Raw genomic sequence first — 21,369 nt, 5'->3', positions numbered from 1 at the left:
CCCCGGCGCGGCTCAGCCCTTCTCGCGGTCGGGGACGATCCAGCCCATCACGATGGAGACCACCCCGATGATCAGGGTGGCGAGCACCGCCGTCCAGAGGAAGGAGTCGATCTCGAGCCGCAGCGGCGTGAAGGAGCTCAGCCAGGAGGTCAGCCACAGCATCGCCGCGTTGACCACGATGGCGAACAGGCCCAGCGTCAGGCAGGTGATCGGCAGGGACAGGATCGTCAGCACGGGCCGCACGATCGCGTTCACGACGCCGAAGACCAGCCCGATGAACAGGTAGGCCAGGACCGACGCCGCGGTCTCGCCCCCGACGGCCGAGACGACCGACGGGTCGGCCGTGAGCTGCATCCCGGGCAGGATCCAGGCGGCCACCCAGATGGCGAGCGCGTTGACGAGGACGCGGAGCAGGAAGGACATGGTCCCATCCTGTCAGGCCGCGGGGGCACGGCGACAGGGCGGGCCGGGGTTCAGGAGCGGCGCGTCGCGACGGCCCAGCCGACCGCGCCGAGGGCCGCGACGAAGGCCAGGCCCACGGGCAGCGCGATCCGGACCGGCTCGACGGCCGGCTGCCACGTCACGGCGCCGTCCCGGAGCACGTACACCCCGGCCGGGCCGGCGTTGACCCCGTAGCCCAGGCCGGAGCCGCTGCCGGACTCGCCGTGCTGCTCGCCGGCGCCGCCACCTCCGCCGCCCCAGCCCCGGACGTGGGCCACGGGCACGATCGTGGCGCCGTCGAGGTCGTAGGCCTCGCCGAACACCCGGCGCACCGTCACCGCGTCGAGGGCCCGTTCCAGCACGGAGCGGTCGGGAGCGCCGGAGTCCCACAGCGGGGCGGTCCCCCCGGAGGGCGGGCCGGACGGGACGGTGGGCTGCTGCTGCTCGGACATGGTCTTCCCCCTGCGCTCGGGCGCCGGCGGCGCGCTGGCCCCAGTCTAGGCAGCCGCCCGTCCGCGGTCACCGGAGCCGGCGTAGATGACGGGCGGCACCGGGCTCCGGCTGCGGGTCGGGCCCTCCGGAACGCGAAACACCCCGGACCGTCCGGTCCGGGGTGTTTCCGACGTCCTGGGACATCGTGAGCGCGGAGACGGGGGGATTTGAACCCCCGGTCGAGTTTAACCCCGACCCTTCATTAGCAGTGAAGTCCATTCGGCCGCTCTGGCACGTCTCCATCCGTGGCCCACCACGCCGGTGGACAACACAGGCCAGCTTAAGGGAGGACCGGGCACGGGGTCAAAGCCGACGGCGCCCGCGCCGGCCGGCGGCCACGCTCCGGTAGAGCCGGTCGAGGTCCGCGGCGATCCGCGCGGCCCCGTAGCGAGAGCGGATCTCCTCCGCCATGGCCTCCGGGCCGAGCAGGCCCGGATCCGCCACGACGCCGAGCACGGCACGGCCGAAGGCCTCGGGGGTGCGCTCGGCCACGAGGCGCCCGTTGCGGGGGTGGACGAAGTCCGCCTGCCCGCCGAGGGCGCCCATGACCACCGGCCGCCCCGCGGCGAGGGCCTCGGCCGCCGCCACGCAGAACGTCTCGGAACGGCTGGGCAGCAGGAACACGTCGGCGGCGGCCAGGCGCCGCTGCACCTCGTCCGCGCCGACGTCGCCCAGGAGCCGCACGCGCTCCTCGATCCCCCGCTCCCGCACACGGTCCCGGACGTCCTGCTCGAGGCCGCCGGTGCCGCACCAGGTGAGGCGGACGTCGTGGCCGGCGTCGCGCAGCCACGCCACGGTGTCGACCGCCAGGAGGGGGTCCTTGATGGCGCGCAGGGCGCCGACCGCGACGAGCTCGAGGGTGGGCTCCCGCGGCGGGGCCGTGACGTGCTCGGCGTGGTCGACCACGTTGCCGATCCGCTCGACCTTCTCGGCCGGGGCGAAGCGGCGCAGCACGTCGCACATCATGGTGCTCACGCCGGTGACGCGGTCGGGCACGCGCAGGATCCGGCGGAGCCCGGCGAGGCGCCGCCACACGGGACCGTTCTGCTCGGGGGTGAGCACGCCGTTCCAGTGCTCCGTGTGCACCCACGGGCGGCGGCCCGCGAAGGGCAGGCAGACGAGCGCGGCCGAGAAGGGCATGGTGTGCAGGACGTCGGCACCGGTCAGGTGGCGGCGGACCGCGGCGCCCGCCCGCAGCACGGTGGCCGGGTGCAGGGGGTGGAAGGGGAGCCGGAGCACGGGCACCCCGTCCCACTGCTCCTGGACGGGCCGCCCCGTGCGCAGCAGCCGCACGTGCAGCACCCGGACGTCGTGGTGACGGGCGGCGGCGCGCACGTGCCGGGGGACGAACGGCGTCTCCCCGGGCCGTTCCGCGGACGGGTACCAGGTGCTGACGACGAGCACGCGCACGGCGATCAGCCCCGTCCCGCGCCGGGGCGGCCGGAGGCGTCGTCGGGCGCGGTGCGCGGGGCGGCGCCGAACGCGGTCGTGAACCCGGCGCTGGACCGGGTGCTGAACGAGGTGGGGGCGGCGATCATGGGGCCAGCCTAGCGGCGGGGCCGCGCCCCCGGACGTCCCGGGAGGGCGCCGGGGCGCGAGTAGACTCGGGCGCGATGACCAGCCCAGCCCCCGGGTCGGCCGCCTGATGTCCCGGCTGCGCTCGATCCTCTTCCCGCCGCCCAACCACGCGAACACCGACAACCCCCTGGGGTCGGCCTTCGCGCTGACCGTGGTGGCCGTGTTCGTCCAGGGCCTGTCCCGCTTCGGCTACAGCGTCCTGGTGGGGCGCCTGCTGGGCCAGGAGACCCTGGGCGAGGTCAACCTGACGATCTCGCTGGCCCTGTTCCTCGTCCTGCTGTGGCCCCAGGCCTCGGGCACGGCCGCCTCGAAGTTCATCGCGATGGCCCGCGGCCGCCAGGACCCGGAGGGTCAGGCGGCGACGGCCTCCTTCACGGCGACCAGCGCGTCCGCGGGCATGGCGCTGCTGTCCGTCTCGGCGGTGCTCTACGCCGCGTTCGTGCTCGAGCTCTCCTGGGGCTACGCGGTCTCGGCGGGGCTGCTCGTGCTCTCCCTGTCGGCCTACAACTTCGTGCGCGGCGTCCGCACGGGCAACAACCAGTTCGTGACGACGACGGCGTGGGACACCATCAGCTCGTTCCTCACCCTCACCCTGCTGCTGCTGGTCCTGCTCGCCGGCTGGCACTGGGGTCTGCTGCTGCCCCTGATCCTCGGCTACGCGGTCTACGCGCTGCCGTCCTGGCCCCGCCGCACCGGAGCGCGCCTCGACCCGGGACTGCGCCGGGAGATCCTGGTCTTCACCGCCTGGGGGTCGGCCCACATCGTCGCGGCCACCGGCCTGATGCAGCTGTCCCTGGTGATCGGCGACGGCTTCGCCACGAAGGCCGAGGTCGGTCTCTACGCCTCGGCGGTGGCGCTGGCCACCCCCGCCAGCATGCTCTCCGGGGCGATGCTCACGGCCCTGTCGCCCAGCGTGGCCCGGATGTTCTCGGCCGGTGACACGGCGGGGCTCACGCGGCAGGTGGACGTCATCCTGCGCACCATGGTCACCGTGTTCCTCCCGGTGTTCGGGGTGGGCATCCTCTGGGCCGAGCCCGTGCTGCTGATCTTCGGCCGGGAGTACCAGGAGGCCGAGTCCCTCCTGGTGGTGCTGTTCTTCGCGGTCTCCGCCACGAGCTTCAACGCCGCGAACGCCCGGCTCAACGGCACCGAGCCCTGGGGGATCAAGGTGCTGGCCGCCGCCAACGGACTCGGCCTGGTGCTGGGCGTGGTCACGATGCTCCTGCTCGGCCCGGAGCTGGGGATCATGGCCTCCGCGGTCGGCTACCTCGTGGGCTCGCTGCTGAGCTCGGTCCTGCCGCTGCTGGTGGTCTGGCGGCTCGACCGGATGCGGTGGGGCACGGTCCTGCTGCGGATCGTGGCCGGCTACGCGATGCTCCTGGGTGCTCTCCGGGTGCTGGGCCCCGACTTCAGGGTGCTGCCGGCGCTCGGGGCGACCGCCGTGTTCCTCGCGGTCTGGGCCGGGCTCAGCCTCCGGGACCTGCGGCCGGCGCTGCGCGCCGTGGGCGCCCGGCTCCGTCGCTGAGCCGGCCCCCGCTCACCCCGAGGGCAGCTGCCGGGCCCGCCGGTCGAACTGCTCGGTGAAGGCCGGGACCATCGTGACCACGTAGTCGCGGGGCATGTGGTTGTCGTCCATGTAGACCCAGCGGTTGCCGATCCGGGACGGGCACGTGCCGTCGGGACAGATCCAGTCGCTCATGTCGATGCTCACGAAGTTCTCGTGCCGCGCCGTGAGCGCCTCGGCCGGGTTCTGCGGGGCGAGCTTCTGCGCCCGCGGCGGGTTGCAGCGCTCGGCGTCCGGGCCGTGCTGGTCGATGCAGGTGACCATGTTGAAGGGGAACCGCGGGTTGTCCCGGATCCCGACCACCGTGATGCCCCGCGAGCCGAGGTCCTCGAGGACCTGCTCGAAGCCGGGGGCGATCTGCTCGCCGGGCCCCTCGTCGGCGGTGACGGTGGACGTGGTGAACACCACGTCGATGCCCTGCTCCTCGATGTACCGGTCCGTGAGCCGGATCAGCTCCTGGCACTCGGTGTTGTCGGTGGTCTCCACGGGCTGGTACCGGCAGGCGCCCCGGACGATCGAGCGCAGGTTCCAGCCGCGGTCCTGGGCCACGGCCTCGATCCCCGGCAGCCACTGCTCGGCGTGGGAGTTGCCGATCACCATGGCGTCGACCTCGGCGTCCGGGTCGACCGGCAGGGTCGAGCAGGCCACCTTGTAACCGTCGAACCACTCCTCGGTCGCCGCGTCGCAGGACTCCGGCAGCTCCGCCCACTGCCCCTCGCGGACCAGCGGGTTCGGGATCGTGGGCACGTCCGGGTCCCGCTCCCAGGAGAGGTCCCCGGTCAGCACGGCGGCTCCCGGGTTCTCGACGGCGGCCCGCTCCGAGGCCTCCTGCGCCTGCCGGTCCAGGACCGCCCGCGCCCCGGCGACGGGGACCAGCACGAGCGCCACGCACAGCAGCACGATCCCGAACTGGTGCAGGCTCGCGCGGGGGCCGCGGCGGGGCCGCAGGGGCCGTTCGACGAGCCGGTGCACCAGCACGCCCAGGGCAATGCTCCCCAGGAGGATGAGCAGTCCGTGCAGCAGCGTGGCCTTCGCGCGGTCCGTGACCACGAGATAGGTCACGAGCACGGGCCAGTGCACCAGGTAGACGGCGTAGGACGCCTCGCCCAGGACGAGCAGGGGCCGGCGGCTGAGCAGGGCGTCGGCCCCGCGGGGGTCGCCGGTGTGCCCGGCGAGGATCACCAGGGCCGCCCCGGTCAGCGGCCACAGAGCCACCCAGCCGGGGAAGGAGCCCTGGACGTCGAGGACGAGCCCGCACACGGCGATCGCCACGAGCCCGGTCCAGCCCAGCAGGAGGCGGAGCGCGCCCGGCAGGGTGACGCCCCGCAGCACGGCCAGCGCCAGCAGCGACCCGAGGGCGAACTCCCACAGCCGGGCGCGGGTGTCGAAGTAGGCGAAGGCCTGCTCGTTCCTCGTCGCCACCACCGAGAAGGCGAAGGAGGCGAGGAAGACGGCGCCGAACACGCCGGTGGCCACCCGGGCGACGGACCACCCGGTGCGCCGGGCGAGCAGCCCGCACAGGGCCAGCAGCAGCGGCCAGAGCAGGAACACCTGGCCCTGCACGGACAGGGACCAGAAGTGCTGGAACGGGCTGGCCCGGGAGGTGTCCGCGGCGTAGTAGTCCACCGCGTTGAAGGCGAGCACCCAGTTCTGGGAGTACAGCACCGTGGCCGCGGCCTCCTCGATCGCGGCGTACCACCGGTCGGGCGGGAACAGCATCCGCACCGCCACGAGGGTGCCCAGCACCGTGACGACGACGGGGGGCAGCAGCCGCGAGAACGTCCTGGCCCAGTAGCGGCCCAGCTGCGGCCCGCTCCCGGACTCGATCCTCCGGACGAAGGAGAGCGTCATGAGGAACGCGGAGATGAACAGGAAGACGTCCACCCCGCCCGAGACCCCGCCGATCCACACGTGGTAGACGGCGACGAGGAGGACGGCCACGGTGCGCAGCCCCTGGACCTCGGGGCGGAAGCGGTGGGCGGGCGGGGCCGTGCCCACCGGGGGCGCGGTGCTGCTCGCGACCCCGGGGGAAGGGTCGGCGGGGAGGAGTCGGCTCATGGAGTTCTCTCGTCGGGCGGGGGGTCGGACGGCTGACTGCGCTCCATTGTTCCACCGAACGGTGTCACCGTCCGGTCACACCAGCAGAGACGCGGCCATGAACCTGAGCGGCGCCTCGCGGTGCAGGACCCACCGCGGGTCGCGGGTGAGCAGCGTGGCGGGGTGGCCGAAGCGCCGCCGTCGCGCGGACGCCTCGCGCACCTGGGCCGCGGTGGCTCCCTGCCGCACGACGAGGTCGAGCAGGTCCCTGTCGGCCCGCGGGAGGACCTCGAGCGCCGGTCCGGCCCCCGGCTCCAGCAGCCGCAGCAGCGCCCGGCACGTCCCGGTGTCCTCGGCGGTCCACGCCCCCGCCGCCCGGGCGTGCACGGCGCCGAGCAGCTGGACCCGCAGCACCTTGACGGCGATGGCCGTGCGGCGCTGCGCGGGCAGCCCGGCGTACCAGGAGCCGCCGAGCAGGTCGGTGAACGCCGCGAGGTCCTCGGCGAGAGGCCGTGCTCCGGTGGTGATCCGCCCGTCGGCGTCGTCGTGCACCACGTAGTGCGCCCGTCGCGGCGCGAGGTCGATGCGTCCGCCCCCGAACCAGGCGCGGGCGGTGAGGCCCAGGTCCTCCCCGGTGGCGTACTGGCCCTGGAAGCGCAGGCCGCGGTCGGCCAGCACCTCCCGGCGCAGCAGCCCCAGGCTCGTGGTGCGGTAGGCCAGCCGGTCCTTGACCGGGTCGAGGTCCGCGCGGCGGAAGGGCCGCGGCACGGGGGTGCGGAGCACGCCGCCGCCGCCCCGGAGCAGCCGCGGCAGCACCGCCGCCGAGCCGTGGCGCTCGGCGATCGCCGTCCAGGCCGCCAGCGCCCCGGGCGCGAGGGTGTCGTCGCTGTCCACGAAGGACACGTACCGGGCACGGGAGCGCTCCAGGGCCAGGTTGCGGGGCGCGGCCGGGTTGCCGGTGCCGTCGAAGCACTCCACCAGCTCGACGAGCGGCCGGTGCCGCGCCGAGAGGCGGTCGCGGATCAGCGCGGCCCCGACGTTGTGGCAGACCACCGTGATGCGGACGCCGCCGCGGCCGCCGACCGGGAGCCCGCCCGCCACCACGGAGCCGACGGCACGGTCGACCGGTCGCGCGGTGGTGTGCACCGGGATGATGACGTCGACGAGCGGCGTGGGAGCAGGAGGCACGCAGGACAGCGTACAAGACCGCGCCGGGCGGGTTTTCCCGGCGCGGTCCGCGGCTCAGCCCTGCGCGGCCAGGACGAACGGCAGCACGGGCCCGGAGCCGGCCCGGCGCAGGGCGCGGGCGGCCACGGCGAGCGTCCAGCGGCTGTCCACGAGGTCGTCGACGAGCAGCACCGGCCGCCCGCCGAGCCGGTCCAGCTCCTCCGCGAGCTCGGGGGGCACCCGGAACTTCTCCCACAGGGCCGCGAGGCGGTACGCGCTGTTGCCGCCGTGCCCGCCGGACGGGAAGTCCCCGGGGACGTCGAGCTCCCCGAGATAGGGCAGGTGCCCGACCTCGGCCATGCCCTCCGCCAGGGAGCGCACGAGCCGGGGCCGGGTGCGGGACGGGACGGAGACGACGGCCGCGGGGCGGTCCGCCCAGCGCCACTCGGCGAGCACCTGGACGCACGCCCGGCCGAGGGCGGGGTCCACGGGTCCGTCGACCGGCGCGCCCTCCTCGTCGGTGCGGAACACCTCGCGCAGCCGGTTGCCCCAGCCGAGGTCCGTGAGCCGGGCGAGCGCGCGGCCCTCGGCGCAGCGCTCCTCCTCCGGGATGCGGCCCTTGACGTCGACCCCGAGCCGCGGCATCCCGGTGGGCCACTGGGCGCGCGGCTCCACCACGACGCCCACGCGGGTCAGGGCGGCCCCGGCCGAGTCGGTGGCGGACTCGTCGACGGTCGTGGAGTACCAGGGGCCGGCGCAGCCGTCGCAGCGCCCGCAGGGCTCGGCCGTGGGGTCGTCGAGCTGCCGGGCGAGGAACTCCATGCGGCACCCGGTGGTGCGCTCGTACTCCAGCATGGCGTCCTGCTCGGCCACCCGCGCCGCGGCGATCCGCCCGTAGCGCTCGGCGTCGTAGCGCCACGGCGTCCCCGTGCTCCGCCACCCGCCCTGCACGCGCTCGACCGCGCCCTCGACGGCGAGGACCTTCAGGAGCAGCTCGAGCGGGCTGCGCCGGACGTCCACGCGGGACTCCAGCACGGCCACGGACAGGGCTCCGCCCGCGGTCTCCAGCTCGCCCAGCACGGCGGCGGCCTTCTGCTCGGTGGGCATCGACGAGGTGGCGAAGTACTCCCAGATCCGGCGGTCCTCGGTGCCCGGCAGCAGCAGGACGTCCGCGTTGTCGGTGGCGCGGCCCGCGCGGCCCACCTGCTGGTAGTAGGCCACGGGCGAGGACGGCGCGCCCAGGTGGACCACGAAGCCGAGGTCCGGCTTGTCGAAGCCCATGCCGAGCGCGGAGGTGGCCACGAGGGCCTTGACCCGGTTCTCCTTGAGGGCCGCCTCGAGCTCCTCGCGCTCGCCCTGGTCCGTGCGCCCGGTGTAGGCGCGCACCGGGATCCCGGCGTCGGCGAGCGCCTGGGCGGTGTCCTCGGCGGCCCCGACGGTCAGCGCGTAGATGATCCCGCTGCCCGGGAGGGACTCGACGTGCTCGAGCAGCCAGGCCAGGCGCGCCGTGGCCGAGGGCAGGTCCAGCACGCCGAGGCGCAGCGACGCGCGGGAGAGCGGGCCGCGGAGGGTGAACACCTCCCCCGTGCTGCTGCCGCCGGGGCGCACGCCCAGCTGCTCCTCGACGTCGGCGACCACGCGCTCGTTCGCGGTGGCGGTCGTGGCCAGGACGGGGACCTGCTCCGGCAGCCGGGCGATGAGGTCGCGGATGCGCCGGTAGTCGGGGCGGAAGTCGTGGCCCCAGTCGGAGATGCAGTGCGCCTCGTCCACCACGAGCAGCCCGAGCCGGGCCACCAGCTGCGGCAGCTGCTGCTCCCGGAACACCGGGTTGTTGAGCCGCTCCGGGGAGACCAGCAGGACGTCGAGCTCGTCGGCCTCCAGCTGCGCGGCGATCTGCCCCCACTCGGTGGCGTTGGCGGAGTTGATGGCCGCCGCCCGCACGCCGGCGCGGGCGGCGGCGGAGACCTGGTCCCGCATGAGGGCCAGCAGCGGGGAGACGATCAGCGTGGGCCCGCGCCCCCGGGCCCGCAGGAGCAGGGCGGAGAGGAAGTAGACCGCGGACTTGCCCCACCCGGTCCGCTGCACCACCAGGGCCCGCCGGCCGCGTCCCACGAGGGCCTCGACGGCCTCGAACTGCCCGGGGTGGAAGGCGGCGTCCGCCCGGCCGGTGAGCGCGCGCAGCAGGCCGAGCGCGTCCTCGTGCAGTGCCGGGTCCGGCGCGGTGTCGTGGGCGGCGATGTCGTGGGCCGGTGAAGTCGTCATGGGGCCAGTCTCCCAGGGCCCCCCGACACCGCCCGACCGGACAACGGGACGTGCAGGGACGACGAGGCCCGGACAGAGCGATGCGCCCGCTGCCCATCCGTCGAGCGGATGGCCCCCGCAGCGGGCGCATCGACCGGCCTGACGGCCGGCGGCGAGCAGAGACTCGCCTGGCGGGAGTACCGCCCCCCAGCGGTGCTCCCATTCGGTTCACCCCCCGATGAACCGGTTGCACCGGCACCCCCCGATGCCTGCGTGCACGCGGCCCATCCCCCGATGAACCGCTGTCGATCCGCCCCCCGGCGGATCAGTTGGTTCCGCCCCATCGGGTGAACCAATTGGCACCATGGTGGCAGGGTTTCCGGGACCTGTCACGGGCTGTGAAGTCACATTCGCATTGGTGGACATCCACGCAGATTCATTCATTTGCACTAGTCAATGCCGGGTTCTGCCGGGGCAGTTCGCTACCGACCGGTATTGCGCGGCGGCCGGCGTGGCACGAAGTGGGGACACCCCGCACGGCGGGTGTCCCCCGTTGGGCGCACGGTCCGCGCCGTGTGTGACGTCACATTGCGGGGCGCGGGGCGCCGGCCACCAGGCCGCCGCCCCGCGGCGGGCCCTCAGCCGCGCAGGCCGGGGAAGTCCGCCTCCGTGTACTCGACGCCGTACCCGCCGTCCCCGGGAGCCGCGGCGCCCGAACGGTCCGCCGCCTCCTCGCGCTCCCGCAGCACCACCCGGCGGATCTTGCCCGAGATCGTCTTCGGGAGGTCCGTGAACTCCACGCGGCGCACCCGCTTGTAGGGGGCGACGTTCTCCCGGGCGAAGCGCAGGATCTCCCCCGCGAGCTCCCGGGTGGGCTCGGCGCCGGCGGCGAGCACCAGGTAGGCCTTCGGCACCGCGTGCCGGACCGGGTCCGGGGCCGGGACCACCGCGGCCTCGGCCACCGCGGGGTGCTCGATGAGCACGGACTCCAGCTCGAACGGGGAGATCCGGTAGTCGGAGGCCTTGAAGACGTCGTCGGTGCGGCCCACGTACGTGTAGACGCCGTGCTCGTCGCGGCGGGCGATGTCGCGGGTGTGGTACCAGCCGTCGGTGACGACCTCGGCCGTGCGCCCGGGCTCGTCGATGTAGCCCGCCATGATCCCGGGCGGGTCGTCGTCGACCTTCAGGCAGATCTCCCCCTCCTCGGCCGGCGCGCCCGTCTGCGGGTCGAAGAGCTCGACGACGAAGCCCGGCAGCGGCCGGCCCATGGCCCCCGGCACCACCGGCTGGCCGGGGGTGTTGGCGATCTGCAGCGTGGTCTCCGTCTGGCCGTAGCCGTCCCGGATGGTCACGCCCCACGCGTCCTGGACCCGGCGGATGACCTCGGGGTTGAGCGGCTCGCCCGCGGAGACGGCCGACGTCGGCGGGTCCTGCACGCGGTGCAGGTCGGCCTGGATGAGCATCCGCCACACGGTGGGCGGGGCGCAGAAGCTGGTGACCCCGGCCCGGCCCATCTGCTCCATGAGGCCGACCGCGTCGAAGCGGGCCTGGTTGTGGATGAACACGGTGGCCTCCGCGATCCACGGGGCGAAGAAGTTGGACCACGAGTGCTTGCCCCATCCCGGCGAGGCGATGTTCAGGTGGACGTCCCCGGGGCGCAGCCCCATCCAGTAGACCGTGGACAGGTGCCCGAAGGAGTACGAGTAGTGGGTGTGCTCCACGAGCTTGGCCTGGGACGTGGTGCCCGAGGTGAAGTACAGCAGGAGGGGGTCCCGGGAGCGCGTGACGCCCTCCGGGACGAAGACGGAGTCCGCGGCGGCGGCCTCGGCGTAGGGGTGCACGGGACGGCCCGGCAGCTGTTCGCGCACGGCCTCGGCCCCCGCGCCGACGACGACGAGCTCGTAGTCCCCCTCGACGCCCGCGAACTTGGGCGCGTTGGCGGTGTCCGTGACGACCCACGAGACCTTGCCCCGCTGCACCCGGTCCAGCAGGTCCGCGGGCGGCATCATGACGGCGGTCGGGATCAGGGGCGCGCCCAGCTTCATGCCGGCCAACTGGGTCTCCCACAGCTCGAGCTGGTTGCCGAGCATGAGCAGGACGCGGTCGCCGCGCCGCACCCCGAGCCCGCGCAGCCAGTTGGCGGTGCGCGCCGAGGACTCGGCGAGCTCCCGGAAGGTCCGGCGCAGCTCCGTGCCGTCCTCCTCGACGATCCACAGCGCGTCCCGGGCCCCGCGCTCCGGGTCCCGGGCGACGTGGTCGAACCAGTCCAGGGCGTAGTTGAAGTGCTCCATCCGCGGCCAGCGGAACTCCTCGCGGGCCCGGTCGAAGTCCTCGCGCAGCTCCAGGACACGGTCCCGGACCGCCTCGTACTGCTCGGACACGCCGGGGGCGGCATCGGACATCGCGCTCGTGGGGACCGGCTCGACCATCGGGGACCTCAATCTTTCCGCTGTGGGCCGGGCGGGCTCGCCCGGCGGGCCATCCCGAGCAGTCTAGTGCGGCGCGCTGCCCTCGTCCGGGGCCGCCCCGGCGCCGGCTCTGGAAGGATGGGGCCCGCACCCCGCCCCGGAAGGAGCCCAGTCCCGCCATGCTGTCCCCGGCACCCGACGTCCCGGCCCGCGCCGGCGCCCGTGAGTGGGCCGCCCTCGTGGTCCTGATGCTGCCGGTGCTGCTGATCTCCGTGGACAACACGGTGCTGAACTTCGCGCTGCCGGAGATCTCCCGGGAGCTGCGCCCCACCGGGACGCAGCTGCTGTGGATGGTGGACGCCTATCCGCTGGTGCTCGCCGGGCTGCTCGTGCCCATGGGTTCCCTCGGGGACCGGGTGGGCCGCCGCCGGCTCCTGCTGGTGGGCAGCACGGGCTTCGCGGCCGTGTCCGCGCTCGCCGCGTTCGCCCCGACCGGGGAGGTGCTCGTCGCCGCCCGGGCGCTGCTGGGCCTCTTCGGGTCGATGCTGATGCCCGCCACCCTGTCCCTGCTGCGCAACATCTTCCACGACGCGACGCAGCGGCGGGCGGCCATCGCGGTGTGGGCCACGGGCTTCTCGGCGGGCGGGGTCCTGGGGCCGGTCGTCGGCGGGTTCCTGCTCCAGCACTTCTGGTGGGGGTCCGTGTTCCTCCTGGCGGTCCCGGTGCTGCTGCCGCTGCTCGTCCTGGCGCCCGTGCTGGTGCCCGAGTCCCGCAACCCCGCCCCGGGCCCGGTGGACGCGCCCAGCGCCGCGCTGATCATGGTGGCCATGGTCGCGCTGGTCTACGGCATCAAGGACCTCGGCTCGCACGGGCCCTCCGCCGGCGTGCTGTCCGCCGCGGTGCTGGCCGCGGCCGCCGGGGTGCTGTTCGTGCGCCGCCAGCTGCGCAGCCCGGTGCCGATGCTGGACCTGCGGCTGTTCCGCCACGCCCCGTTCACCGGCGGGCTGCTCAACAACCTGGTGGCCTCGACGACCTTCATCGGCTTCCTGTTCTTCGTCTCCCAGTACCTGCAGCTCGTGGAGGGCATGCCGCCCCTGGAGGCGGGCCTGGCCCTCCTGCCGGGCGCCGCCGTCACCATCGCCTCGGGGCTGCTGGTGGTGCACGTGGTCGCCTTCGTGCCCCCGGCGCTCGTGCTCGGCGGCGGGCTGCTGATCATGGCCTCGGGCTTCCTGCTCGTCCTGCTCGGCGACCTCTCCGGCGGGCTCGTGCTCGTGATCGCCCTCATGGTCATCGGGCTGGGCTCGGGCGCCGCCCAGACGATCGCGGGGGACCTCGTCCTCACCGAGGTGCCGCCCCAGCAGGCCGGCGCCGCCTCGGCGATCTCGGAGACCGCCTACGAGCTGGGCGCCGCACTCGGCGTGGCCGTCCTGGGCACGGCCGTCACCGCGACCTACGCCCGCCGCACCACTGTGCCGCCCGGGCTGGACGCGGAGCAGGCCGCCACCGCGTCCGAGACCCTCGGCGGGGCGGTCGACGTCGCCGCGGCCCTCGACCCGGAGGCGTCCGGGGAGCTCCTGGCCTCGGCCGTCGCCGCCTTCGAGGCCGGCGTGCACCTGTCCGCCGGGATCGGCGCCGCCCTGCTGGCCGGGACCGCCGTGGTCGTGGGCCTCCTGCTGCGCCGGGTGCCGCGGCTGCGGCGCCGCTAGCGGACCCGCTCAGTCGGCCGACCGCGACCTGACGTGCTGCTCCACCCGGGCGAGGTCCCGGGGGTGCGGTGCGCTGTCCCGGAACTGGTCGAGCAGCACGTCGACGTGCTCGCGCGCCTGCCGCTGCACGGACGGGTGGATGCTCGCCGCCTCGACGCGGGCGGCGAGGTCCACGAGGGCGAGCAGGACGCTCACGTGCCCGGTGGCGTGCGGGCGGATCTGGTCGAACGGCATGTCCACGATCTCGTCGATCCCGACCGTCCCGTAGCGCAGGCGGTGCACGCCGTCCACCACGACCGTGTTCCCCGGCAGCGGGCGGGAGACGGCCGTGACGATCCCGGACGCGACCTGCTCGATGGCGTTGACCGCGGTGTAGGGGTCGTTGGTGCTCGGGGAGAGGGCGCGCACGGCGAGCTCCACCACCTGCTGCTCCGCGAAGCGCACGTCCTGGTGGGCCGAGCGCGAGTCGCCCACCTGCACGCAGCGCCGCAGCCGGTCCTCCAGCTCCTCGGCCCGGTGCTCGGGCCAGACCCGGACCAGCGGCTCCTCGGCCAGGACGTGGTCGCCCACCCGCGGGACGAGCTCGACGACGACGTCCCCGGTCTCCGCGTGGTCCCGGAGCCGCTCGTAGTCGACTCCGGTGACGTAGCCCACGGCGCCCGCCCGGACCTCTCCCCCGCCGCTGCGGCCGCCCGCGGTGCGGACCAGCTCCTCCGGTGTCTCCTCCGGGTGCCAGCGCTCGATCACGGCCAGCAGGCGCCGGCGCGCGCCGTGGACGAGGGTGTCGACCTGCACGGAGTCCGCGATGTGGTGGATGAAGTAGACGACGAGGGCGACGTCCGCGACCGCCATCAGCACCCCGAGGTTGACGGCCAGGTGCGGGACGAACGGCTGCGCGAGGTCGTCGGAGGCCGAGCGGATCGTGCGCAGGACCAGCAGGGTGTAGATGAAGGTGGAGACCAGCACGCCCAGCACGACCTGGTTGCCGCGGTCCGCCATGAAGTTGTGCACCAGGCGGGGACCGTACGTGGAGCTGGCCGTGGCGATCACCGAGATGGTGATGGAGAAGGCGGTCGCGGCCACCCCGAGCATCGACCCGCCGATCGCGGAGAGCATCGCCCGGGACCCGTCGATGCCGACGGCGTAGATCCAGACGACCCACGGGGAGTCCATGTCCTCGGGCAGCCACCGGTCCACGGCCACGGCGGACTGGGCCAGGACGACGGCGGCGAGCACGCACACAGCGGGCACGAACCAGAACTTGTTGAACACCCGGCCCCAGGAGGAGGAGAGCTTTTCCATGGGCTCACCCTAGACCGGCCCTCCGCCCCGGTGGCGGTAGGCTGGGCGCCCGGACCCGCGCACCTGCGGGCGCGCCGCCTCCCTGACGCCCCACCCTGACCGCTCCGAGGAGACCTCCCCGTGCTCACCACGTCACGACCGCCCCGACGGAACGTCGGGACGCACGCGGCCCTCCACTCCGTCGGCCTCCGCTGACCGGCCGGGACGGGGGCTCGGACGTGGGCGAGGTCCTGGACGTCGCGGTGGTGGGCGCGGGGCAGGCGGGACTGGCCGTGGGCTACTACCTCCGGCGCACCGGCCTGTCGTTCGTGCTCCTCGACGAGCAGGAGGCCCCGGGCGGGGCGTGGCGGCATGTCTGGCCGTCGCTGCGGCTCTTCTCCCCCGCCGGGTACTCGTCCCTGCCCGGGCGCCCGATGCCGGACACGGACGGCGCCGCACCGGCCGCCGAGCACGTCGTCGACTACCTGTCCGAGTACGAGGAGCGCTACCGGCTGCCCGTCCGGCGGCCGGTCCGTGTGCGGGCCGTGCACCGCGACGGGACGGGCTTCCTCCTGGTGACGGACGACGGCGAGCTGAGGGCGCGCGCCGTCGTGAGCGCCACCGGCACGTGGTCGCAACCGTTCTGGCCCGCCCTCCCCGGTCAGCGGGAGTACCGCGGCGAGCAGGTGCACAGCGCCCACTACGACGGCCCGGCACGCTACCGCGGACGCCGCGTGCTCGTGGTGGGCGGAGCGAACTCCGGGGCCCAGATCGCCGCCGAGCTCGCCGAGGTGAGCGACCTGACGTGGTGCACCAACGCCCCGCCCCGCTACCTGCCCGACGACGTGGACGGACGCGAGCTGTTCCGCGTCGCCACGGTGCGCGCCCAGGCCCTCGCCGAGGGTCGGCCGGATCCCGGTGGGGTGGCGAGCCTCGGCGACGTGGTGGCCGTTCCCTCCGTGCGCCGGGCCCGCGAGGCCGGGCTGCTCGATCCCCAGCCGATGGTCACCCGCTTCACGGCGCACGGCGTGGTCCGGGCGGACGGCCGGGAGCAGCCGGTCGACGCCGTCGTCTGGTGCACCGGGTTCCGCCCGGCCCTGCGGCACCTCCGTCCCCTGCACCTGCGGGAGGACGACGGGCGGATCCGCACCGACGGCACCGCCTCGACCCGGGCGCCCGGTCTGTACCTCGTGGGCTACGGGGACTGGACGGGTCCGGGGTCGGCGACCCTCGTCGGCGTCGGCCGCTCGGCACGGGACACGGTCGCGGCGGTGCGGAGACGGCTTGCCGGCGGCTGACTGCCGGCGGCCGGCGGCGGCGCCCTACGCGGGATCGTCGGGCCCGGGATCGCCCGGGCGCCGGTCCCGCCGGACGAAGCGGACCACCCGGACGGCGATGACCGCGGCCCAGAGCAGCAGCAGCACGAACACGAAGGCGCTGAACACCCCGTCCTCCGAGGACCATGTGAGGAGCTGACCCGCGAGCAGCAGCACCGCGGTCGCGGACAGGAGGACGAGGGCGGTGCGCTCACTGCTTCGCTCGGACATGGCGGCTCCTGCCGGTCGGCGTCCTGGTCCGAAGGATCCTCGCACACCCGGGCGCGGGCGTCCTCTCGGCAGCCGGGCCCGGACCCGTCGCTCCTGCGCAACGGCGGCCCGCCCCGCTACCGTGGAGTCGTCCCCGACAGAGAGGCTGCCCCGATGCGCCGCACGATTCCCGCCGCGGTCCTGCTCGCGCTGACGCTGACCGGGTGCGACGACCGGCCGGAGGAGGCGGAGAGCACCCCCGGCGCCTCCCCCACCTCGTTCAGCCCTCCTCCCCCGGTCACGGCGACACCGACGCCCACCCCCGACGGACTTCCGACGGACTCCGGGACCGGTTCCGCGGCTCCCGCGCCGGACCCGCCCGGCCCCGAGTCGGTCCCCACCCCCTCCGGGCAGCTCGACGGACAGTAGGGCGGCCCCGGCGGGGCGACGACGGAGAGGCGACCACGGCGTCCGACAGGACAAAAGTGCAGGCGGCGCCGACAGAGGTCTACACCTCGATCCCTCCGGCGACACGGGCGAGCCGGGAGCACATCCGAGCCCTCACATGCATAAACATGGACATACCCCCACTTCCTGGAAGGCACCCCCATGTACGAGAACACCGCTCTCGTCCCCCGCCCCCGCTGGGCCACCCGTCAGGAGCTGACCGACCCCGAGACGGTCACCAACTCGCGGGAGCTGCCCGCCCGGTCCCTCGCCGGCCCGTCACCGGTCGCGCTCCTGGAGACCTGGGAGGTCATCAGCACCCCGGACGGTTCCTATGCCCATCCCGACGGCACGGTCCTCCACATCGGCCACGAGGCGTGGACCGTGGAGCAGGCCCGGGCCCTGCGCGACCGCATCGGCGAGGCCCTCGCCCTGCTCGACCAGTAGCCCCCGCCCGAGCGCCGGCGCTCGGGCTTCCCGGCGCCCGGGCTTCCCAGCGATCGGCCCGGCCGCGGATCCGGACCGACGGCAGACCCGGACCGCCGGCAGAGCGCCACGTCCTCCGCCCGGATGCCGCTCCCTGTCCCTTCTTGCGTGTCTTGCCACTGCAAATCCGCTCCCGTAGGAAGGGAATGGGCTGACGGGCCGGGCCCGCCGCGCGAAGGAGGGGAGGGCGACCATGACCGAGAGGCGGGGAACGTCGAAGGGCCTGGTGGCACTCGGGGTGGTCCTGTTCCTGGTGCCGTTCTGGGTGCTGCGCCGGCTGGAGCTTCCGCTCTGGGCGACGATGCTCTGGCTGGGGATCGTCGGCGCCGCCTGCCTCCTGTTCGGCTGGTGGGCCCGCCGTGCGGCACGCCACGAACGGTTCAGCCTCCAGGACGAGTGGACCTCGGGCCTGCCCGCCGCCCAGGCCCTGGACCGCATCACGGAGCACTTCCGTGCGGAGGGAGCCACGGTCCGGCAGAGGGGCAAGGAGGCCGTCGTCGACGTCGGATCGGACTTCGCGTTCCGCTTCACCGGCATCGAGTCCGCCAGGGGCCGGCGCCGCTTCCCCTCCACCCTCACCGTGACGGCGACCGACACCGGCGCCGGTTCCACCCTCAGAGCGCGGTGCCGCGACAACCTGGGGTGGTACGCCAGGATGCACTCCTGGATCCCGCAGTGGGCGGCCGAACGCAACGCCCACCTCGTCGACTCGGCCCGCTGCCTCACCGGCGCCGCCACGGAACGCACGCACCTGGACGGCATCGCGGACCGGCCGTCCGACGACAGCTTCCGTCCGGAGGACGCGATGAACCGGTCCTCCGCCGTGCTGGTGTGGGGCGGCTGGACCGTCGTCACGGTCTTCGTCGTCCTGGACGGCGGGGCCCCACCGGCCTTCTACTGGCTCCTGACCGCCGTCGCGGCGCTCTCCACCGGGCTCATGGTCCGGTCCCGACGGCGCCGGGACCGGTCCTGGCCCCGGCGCGTGCAGAAGATGTGAGCCCGCAGGCCCGGACCACGCCGCTCCCGGGACGGGTGCGGCCGGGCGCAGGGGCCGCGTCCCGGCCACGGCGAAGGGCCCCGGCCCCCGGTGGTGGCCGGGGACCGAGGCCCTTGCGGTGCGTGGGCCCCGTGGGGCTCGAACCCACGACCCATGGATTAAAAGTCCACTGCTCTGCCAACTGAGCTAGAGGCCCGTGCCCCATCGGCGGACGCGGCCGGTCCGGAGCGGGCACCACTCTACCGCACGGTCCCCGCCGGGAACCGGTCCCCGCCACCCGCGGGACTCGCCCCCGGATTTGCACAGCCGCCTGACGGTTAGAGTGGTGGGCAGGCCCCAGCCACCCACGCCGACCCGACCGGAGGACCGACCGTGCCGCACCCGAGCACCGAGGAAGAAGGACGCGCCGAGACGGGGCTCTTCGGCCCGTCGGCCGTCACCGAGTACCTCGAGCAGGTGGTGGAGCAGCTGCGGGACGTCCGCGGCGGCGAGCCCAGCCCCTCCATCCCCGCGCTGGCGCAGGCCGACACCGAGCGCTTCGGCATCGTCATCGCCACCGCGGACGGCCACGTGTACGAGGCCGGCAGCACGCGGGACGAGTTCAGCATCCAGTCGATCTCCAAGGCGTTCACCTACGCCCTCGCGCTCTCCGACCTCGGGGCGGAGGCGGTGCACGCGAAGATGGACGTGGAGCCGAGCGGGGACGCCTACAACGAGATCTCCCTGCAGCCCGGCACCGGGCGGCCCGCCAACCCCATGATCAACGCCGGCGCGATCGCCTCGACGTGGCTCGTCCCCGACAGCGACCGCGACCTGCGCCGGGACCGGATCCGCGAGGCCTACTCGCGGTGCGCGGGCCGGGAGCTGGCGATCAGCCCCGAGGTCCTCTCCCAGGAGCACGACGCCGGGGACCGCAACCGCGCCCTCGGCTATCTCCTGGCCTCCGCGGGGATCATCGACGGGGACCCGACCCAGGCCCTCGAGGACTACTTCGCCCAGTGCTCGGTGCTCATCACGTGCCGCGACCTCGCCCTGATGGGCGCGACCCTCGCCAACGCGGGCACGAACCCGCTGACCGGGGACGAGGTGTTCGACGTCGGGACGGTCTCCCGGGTGCTGTCCGTGATGAGCTCCTGCGGGATGTACGACGACGCCGGCGAGTGGATGGTCCGGGTGGGCCTGCCCGCGAAGTCCGGGGTGGGCGGCGGCATCATCGCCGTCCTGCCCGGGGAGCTGGCGGTGGCCACCTTCTCCCCGCCCCTGGACCGGCACGGCAACAGCGTGCGCGGGGTGCTCGCCTGCGAGCGGCTCTCCCAGGACCTCGACCTGCACTTCACGCACACCGCCCGGGTGGCCCGCTCCACGGTGCGCGCCAGCTACCCGATCGACCAGTCCCCGTCACTGGTGCGCCGCAACGCCGAGGCCGAGGCGGTGCTGGCCGAGCACGGCAAGGACGCCGTCGTCGTGGAGCTCCAGGGCGACCTGCTGTTCACGGGCACCGAGACGGCGATCCGCACGGTCCGCGACGTCGCCTACGACGCCCAGTATGTGGTGGTGGACCTGCGCCGGGTGGACGTGATCGCCGAGTACGCCATGCCGCTCCTGGCCAAGACCCGGGCCGAGCTGCAGGCGGCGGGCCGCACCGTGGTGGCGGTGGCCAGCGACCCGGGCTTCGCCGGCTCCTTCCGGGGCGAGCCCCCGCTGGAGGTGTTCCCCAGCCGGGCCGCGGCCATCAAGTGGGTCGAGGACGCGCTGCTCGAGGAGCACGGCGGACCGGAGTGCACCCCGTCCCGGGTGCGGCCCGTCGAGTCCGAGCTGTTCTCGCGGCTGGACCCCGAGGACGCCCGCGCCCTGCGCGCGCGGACCGTCGAGCGGACGTGGGCGGCCGGGGAGAACATCCTGCGCACGGGGCAGAACTTCGCCGGCATCCACCTCATCGTCACCGGCAGCGTGTCGATGTCCCTGCGCACACCGGTCGGCGAGCGCGTCGAGCTGCAGGTCCTCGGGCCCGGCATGAGCTTCGGGGAGCTGGCCCTCGGCTCCGGGGACAAGCAGCACGTGACGCTCAGCGCCGTCACCGACGTCACCGCGCGGGTGCTGCCCCCGCAGGCGCTCGCGGAGCTCGAGCAGGAGGACCCCGCGCTGGGGCTGCGGCTGTGGAAGGCCCTGGCCCGGGACGGCTTCGAGCGGGCCGACCAGCAGTGGCGGGACGCGGCGGTGCACGCTTCCTCGAGCGACTGGTGAGCGCTCCGTGGCCCGCCGCGGGCCGCGGTCGTACGCTGGACGCATGAGCGAAGCGCCCCGCCACCACAAGCCGGTGAAGTTCTCCCCGGAGCAGTTCGACGCGCACGAGGGCGGCCCCGACCCGGCCCGCGTCTCCGAGGCGGCCCACCTCGCCGCCCACGCCCTGGTCTCCCGCGGGCGTGCCAGCGACGACCCCGAGATCAGCCGGCGGCTCATCGAGCTCACCGACGAGCAGGGCCTGGAGGGGATCGCCGAGATGTGGGCGGAGGCCCCGGCGGTGTCCCTGCCCGGGGCGCTGTGGCGGCTCTACGCCCTGCGGGCAGGGGTCCGGAAGGACCCGGTGCGGATGGGTCGCTACTTCGCGGCGGGACGGAGCACCGCGCAGGTCTCGCACGTGGTGGCCGGTGTCGCGGAGCCCCCCGGGGCGGAGGAGATCACGTCGATGGCGGACGCGATCCTCTCCGGGGCGTTCAACGGGGAGTTCGACATCGCCCTCGACCGGTTCGCGGCCTTCTGCCGCGTGATCGCGCTCGGCCGGATCCGGCTGGCCGACCCCGGGCAGATGCCGGTCGTGGACCCCGGGGCGGCGCGGGTCCCGAGCACCGTGGCCCTCACCCAGCGGCTCGAACGGACCGCGGAGGAGCTCGAGGCGGCGGCGAACCAGTGGCGCCGCGGGCACCTCGACTGAGGCCCGCGGCGCCGGCTCCCGCGAGCCCGGTCGTGCGGGAGCCCACAGCCGCAGGACTTGGCGTCA

Annotated in this window: 18 protein-coding genes and 2 tRNA genes; 8 read left to right on the top strand and 12 right to left on the bottom strand. The window is 74.5% G+C overall.

Annotation, left to right across the window (positions count from 1 at the left end; all coding sequences use genetic code 11):
• Nucleotides 1-12 precede the first annotated feature (12 nt).
• The 5 genes from Q0817_RS02350 to Q0817_RS02330 form a co-directional block, all read right to left on the bottom strand.
• On the bottom strand, nucleotides 13-423 hold the full coding sequence (locus Q0817_RS02350; RefSeq protein WP_298583468.1) for a phage holin family protein: 411 nt from the start codon (nucleotides 421-423) through the stop codon (nucleotides 13-15).
• Between the two features lie 50 nt (nucleotides 424-473).
• Entirely contained in the window at nucleotides 474-893 is a 420-nt protein-coding gene (locus Q0817_RS02345) for a spore germination protein GerW family protein (RefSeq protein WP_298583467.1), read from the bottom strand.
• 192 nt (nucleotides 894-1,085) lie between these two features.
• Nucleotides 1,086-1,174: transfer RNA gene (locus Q0817_RS02340), tRNA-Ser, on the bottom strand.
• A gap of 62 nt (nucleotides 1,175-1,236) precedes the next feature.
• Nucleotides 1,237-2,337, bottom strand: a complete 1,101-nt coding sequence (locus Q0817_RS02335; protein WP_298583464.1) for a glycosyltransferase — start codon at nucleotides 2,335-2,337, stop codon at nucleotides 1,237-1,239.
• A gap of 11 nt (nucleotides 2,338-2,348) precedes the next feature.
• Nucleotides 2,349-2,471 carry a hypothetical protein gene (locus tag Q0817_RS02330; protein ID WP_298583462.1) on the bottom strand — a complete coding sequence of 41 codons (123 nt, stop codon included), beginning with the start codon at nucleotides 2,469-2,471 and terminating at the stop codon, nucleotides 2,349-2,351.
• 107 nt (nucleotides 2,472-2,578) lie between these two features.
• On the opposite strand from Q0817_RS02330, the gene Q0817_RS02325 reads away from it, so the two are divergent.
• Nucleotides 2,579-4,036 carry a lipopolysaccharide biosynthesis protein gene (locus Q0817_RS02325; RefSeq protein ID WP_298583461.1) on the top strand — a complete coding sequence of 486 codons (1,458 nt, stop codon included), beginning with the start codon at nucleotides 2,579-2,581 and terminating at the stop codon, nucleotides 4,034-4,036.
• A gap of 12 nt (nucleotides 4,037-4,048) precedes the next feature.
• On the opposite strand, the gene Q0817_RS02320 is transcribed toward Q0817_RS02325, so the two are convergent.
• The 4 genes from Q0817_RS02320 to Q0817_RS02305 all read right to left on the bottom strand — a co-directional run bounded on the left by Q0817_RS02320 (nucleotide 4,049) and on the right by Q0817_RS02305 (nucleotide 11,949).
• Nucleotides 4,049-6,133: an acyltransferase family protein gene (locus Q0817_RS02320; RefSeq protein WP_298583459.1), complete on the bottom strand. Its 2,085-nt coding sequence runs from the start codon at nucleotides 6,131-6,133 to the stop codon at nucleotides 4,049-4,051.
• A gap of 75 nt (nucleotides 6,134-6,208) precedes the next feature.
• Complete coding sequence (locus tag Q0817_RS02315) at nucleotides 6,209-7,300, bottom strand: glycosyltransferase family A protein (protein WP_298583458.1); 1,092 nt, start codon at nucleotides 7,298-7,300, stop codon at nucleotides 6,209-6,211.
• Between the two features lie 54 nt (nucleotides 7,301-7,354).
• Nucleotides 7,355-9,541 (bottom strand): ATP-dependent DNA helicase RecQ, encoded by a 2,187-nt coding sequence (locus tag Q0817_RS02310; RefSeq protein WP_298583456.1) that lies wholly within the window; start codon nucleotides 9,539-9,541, stop codon nucleotides 7,355-7,357.
• 617 nt (nucleotides 9,542-10,158) lie between these two features.
• Complete coding sequence (locus Q0817_RS02305) at nucleotides 10,159-11,949, bottom strand: AMP-binding protein (RefSeq protein WP_298583454.1); 1,791 nt, start codon at nucleotides 11,947-11,949, stop codon at nucleotides 10,159-10,161.
• Between the two features lie 158 nt (nucleotides 11,950-12,107).
• On the opposite strand from Q0817_RS02305, the gene Q0817_RS02300 reads away from it, so the two are divergent.
• Complete coding sequence (locus tag Q0817_RS02300; protein ID WP_298583452.1) at nucleotides 12,108-13,634, top strand: MFS transporter; 1,527 nt, start codon at nucleotides 12,108-12,110, stop codon at nucleotides 13,632-13,634.
• A 9-nt stretch (nucleotides 13,635-13,643) separates the two neighbouring features.
• On the opposite strand, the gene Q0817_RS02295 is transcribed toward Q0817_RS02300, so the two are convergent.
• The gene (locus tag Q0817_RS02295) at nucleotides 13,644-14,936 is read right to left on the bottom strand and encodes a DUF2254 domain-containing protein (RefSeq protein WP_298583451.1); all 1,293 of its coding nucleotides are present in this window, start codon (nucleotides 14,934-14,936) and stop codon (nucleotides 13,644-13,646) included.
• A 218-nt stretch (nucleotides 14,937-15,154) separates the two neighbouring features.
• Between Q0817_RS02295 and Q0817_RS02290 the strand changes: the two genes are divergently transcribed.
• Entirely contained in the window at nucleotides 15,155-16,213 is a 1,059-nt protein-coding gene (locus Q0817_RS02290) for an ArsO family NAD(P)H-dependent flavin-containing monooxygenase (RefSeq protein WP_298583449.1), read from the top strand.
• 24 nt (nucleotides 16,214-16,237) lie between these two features.
• Here the strand turns inward: Q0817_RS02290 and Q0817_RS02285 are convergent, their stop codons facing one another.
• Complete coding sequence (locus Q0817_RS02285) at nucleotides 16,238-16,462, bottom strand: hypothetical protein (protein ID WP_298583448.1); 225 nt, start codon at nucleotides 16,460-16,462, stop codon at nucleotides 16,238-16,240.
• A gap of 153 nt (nucleotides 16,463-16,615) precedes the next feature.
• Between Q0817_RS02285 and Q0817_RS02280 the strand changes: the two genes are divergently transcribed.
• From Q0817_RS02280 to Q0817_RS02270, 3 genes are all read left to right on the top strand, one after another.
• Complete coding sequence (locus tag Q0817_RS02280; RefSeq protein ID WP_298583446.1) at nucleotides 16,616-16,870, top strand: hypothetical protein; 255 nt, start codon at nucleotides 16,616-16,618, stop codon at nucleotides 16,868-16,870.
• 180 nt (nucleotides 16,871-17,050) lie between these two features.
• The gene (locus tag Q0817_RS02275) at nucleotides 17,051-17,335 is read left to right on the top strand and encodes a hypothetical protein (RefSeq protein ID WP_298583444.1); all 285 of its coding nucleotides are present in this window, start codon (nucleotides 17,051-17,053) and stop codon (nucleotides 17,333-17,335) included.
• A gap of 232 nt (nucleotides 17,336-17,567) precedes the next feature.
• Nucleotides 17,568-18,371, top strand: a complete 804-nt coding sequence (locus tag Q0817_RS02270) for a hypothetical protein (protein WP_298583442.1) — start codon at nucleotides 17,568-17,570, stop codon at nucleotides 18,369-18,371.
• A 123-nt stretch (nucleotides 18,372-18,494) separates the two neighbouring features.
• On the opposite strand, the gene Q0817_RS02265 is transcribed toward Q0817_RS02270, so the two are convergent.
• Nucleotides 18,495-18,567: transfer RNA gene (locus Q0817_RS02265), tRNA-Lys, on the bottom strand.
• A gap of 176 nt (nucleotides 18,568-18,743) precedes the next feature.
• Between Q0817_RS02265 and glsA the strand changes: the two genes are divergently transcribed.
• Nucleotides 18,744-20,615: a glutaminase A gene (gene glsA, locus Q0817_RS02260; RefSeq protein ID WP_298583440.1), complete on the top strand. Its 1,872-nt coding sequence runs from the start codon at nucleotides 18,744-18,746 to the stop codon at nucleotides 20,613-20,615.
• A 43-nt stretch (nucleotides 20,616-20,658) separates the two neighbouring features.
• On the top strand, nucleotides 20,659-21,303 hold the full coding sequence (locus tag Q0817_RS02255) for a hypothetical protein (RefSeq protein ID WP_298583437.1): 645 nt from the start codon (nucleotides 20,659-20,661) through the stop codon (nucleotides 21,301-21,303).
• Nucleotides 21,304-21,369 lie beyond the last annotated feature (66 nt).

This window comes from uncultured Kocuria sp., from assembly GCF_947500125.1.
Classification (GTDB): Bacteria; Actinomycetota; Actinomycetes; order Actinomycetales; family Micrococcaceae; genus Kocuria.
The sequence above is the reverse complement of the archived record's forward strand: the minus strand, read 5'-3'. Positions and strand labels throughout refer to the sequence as shown.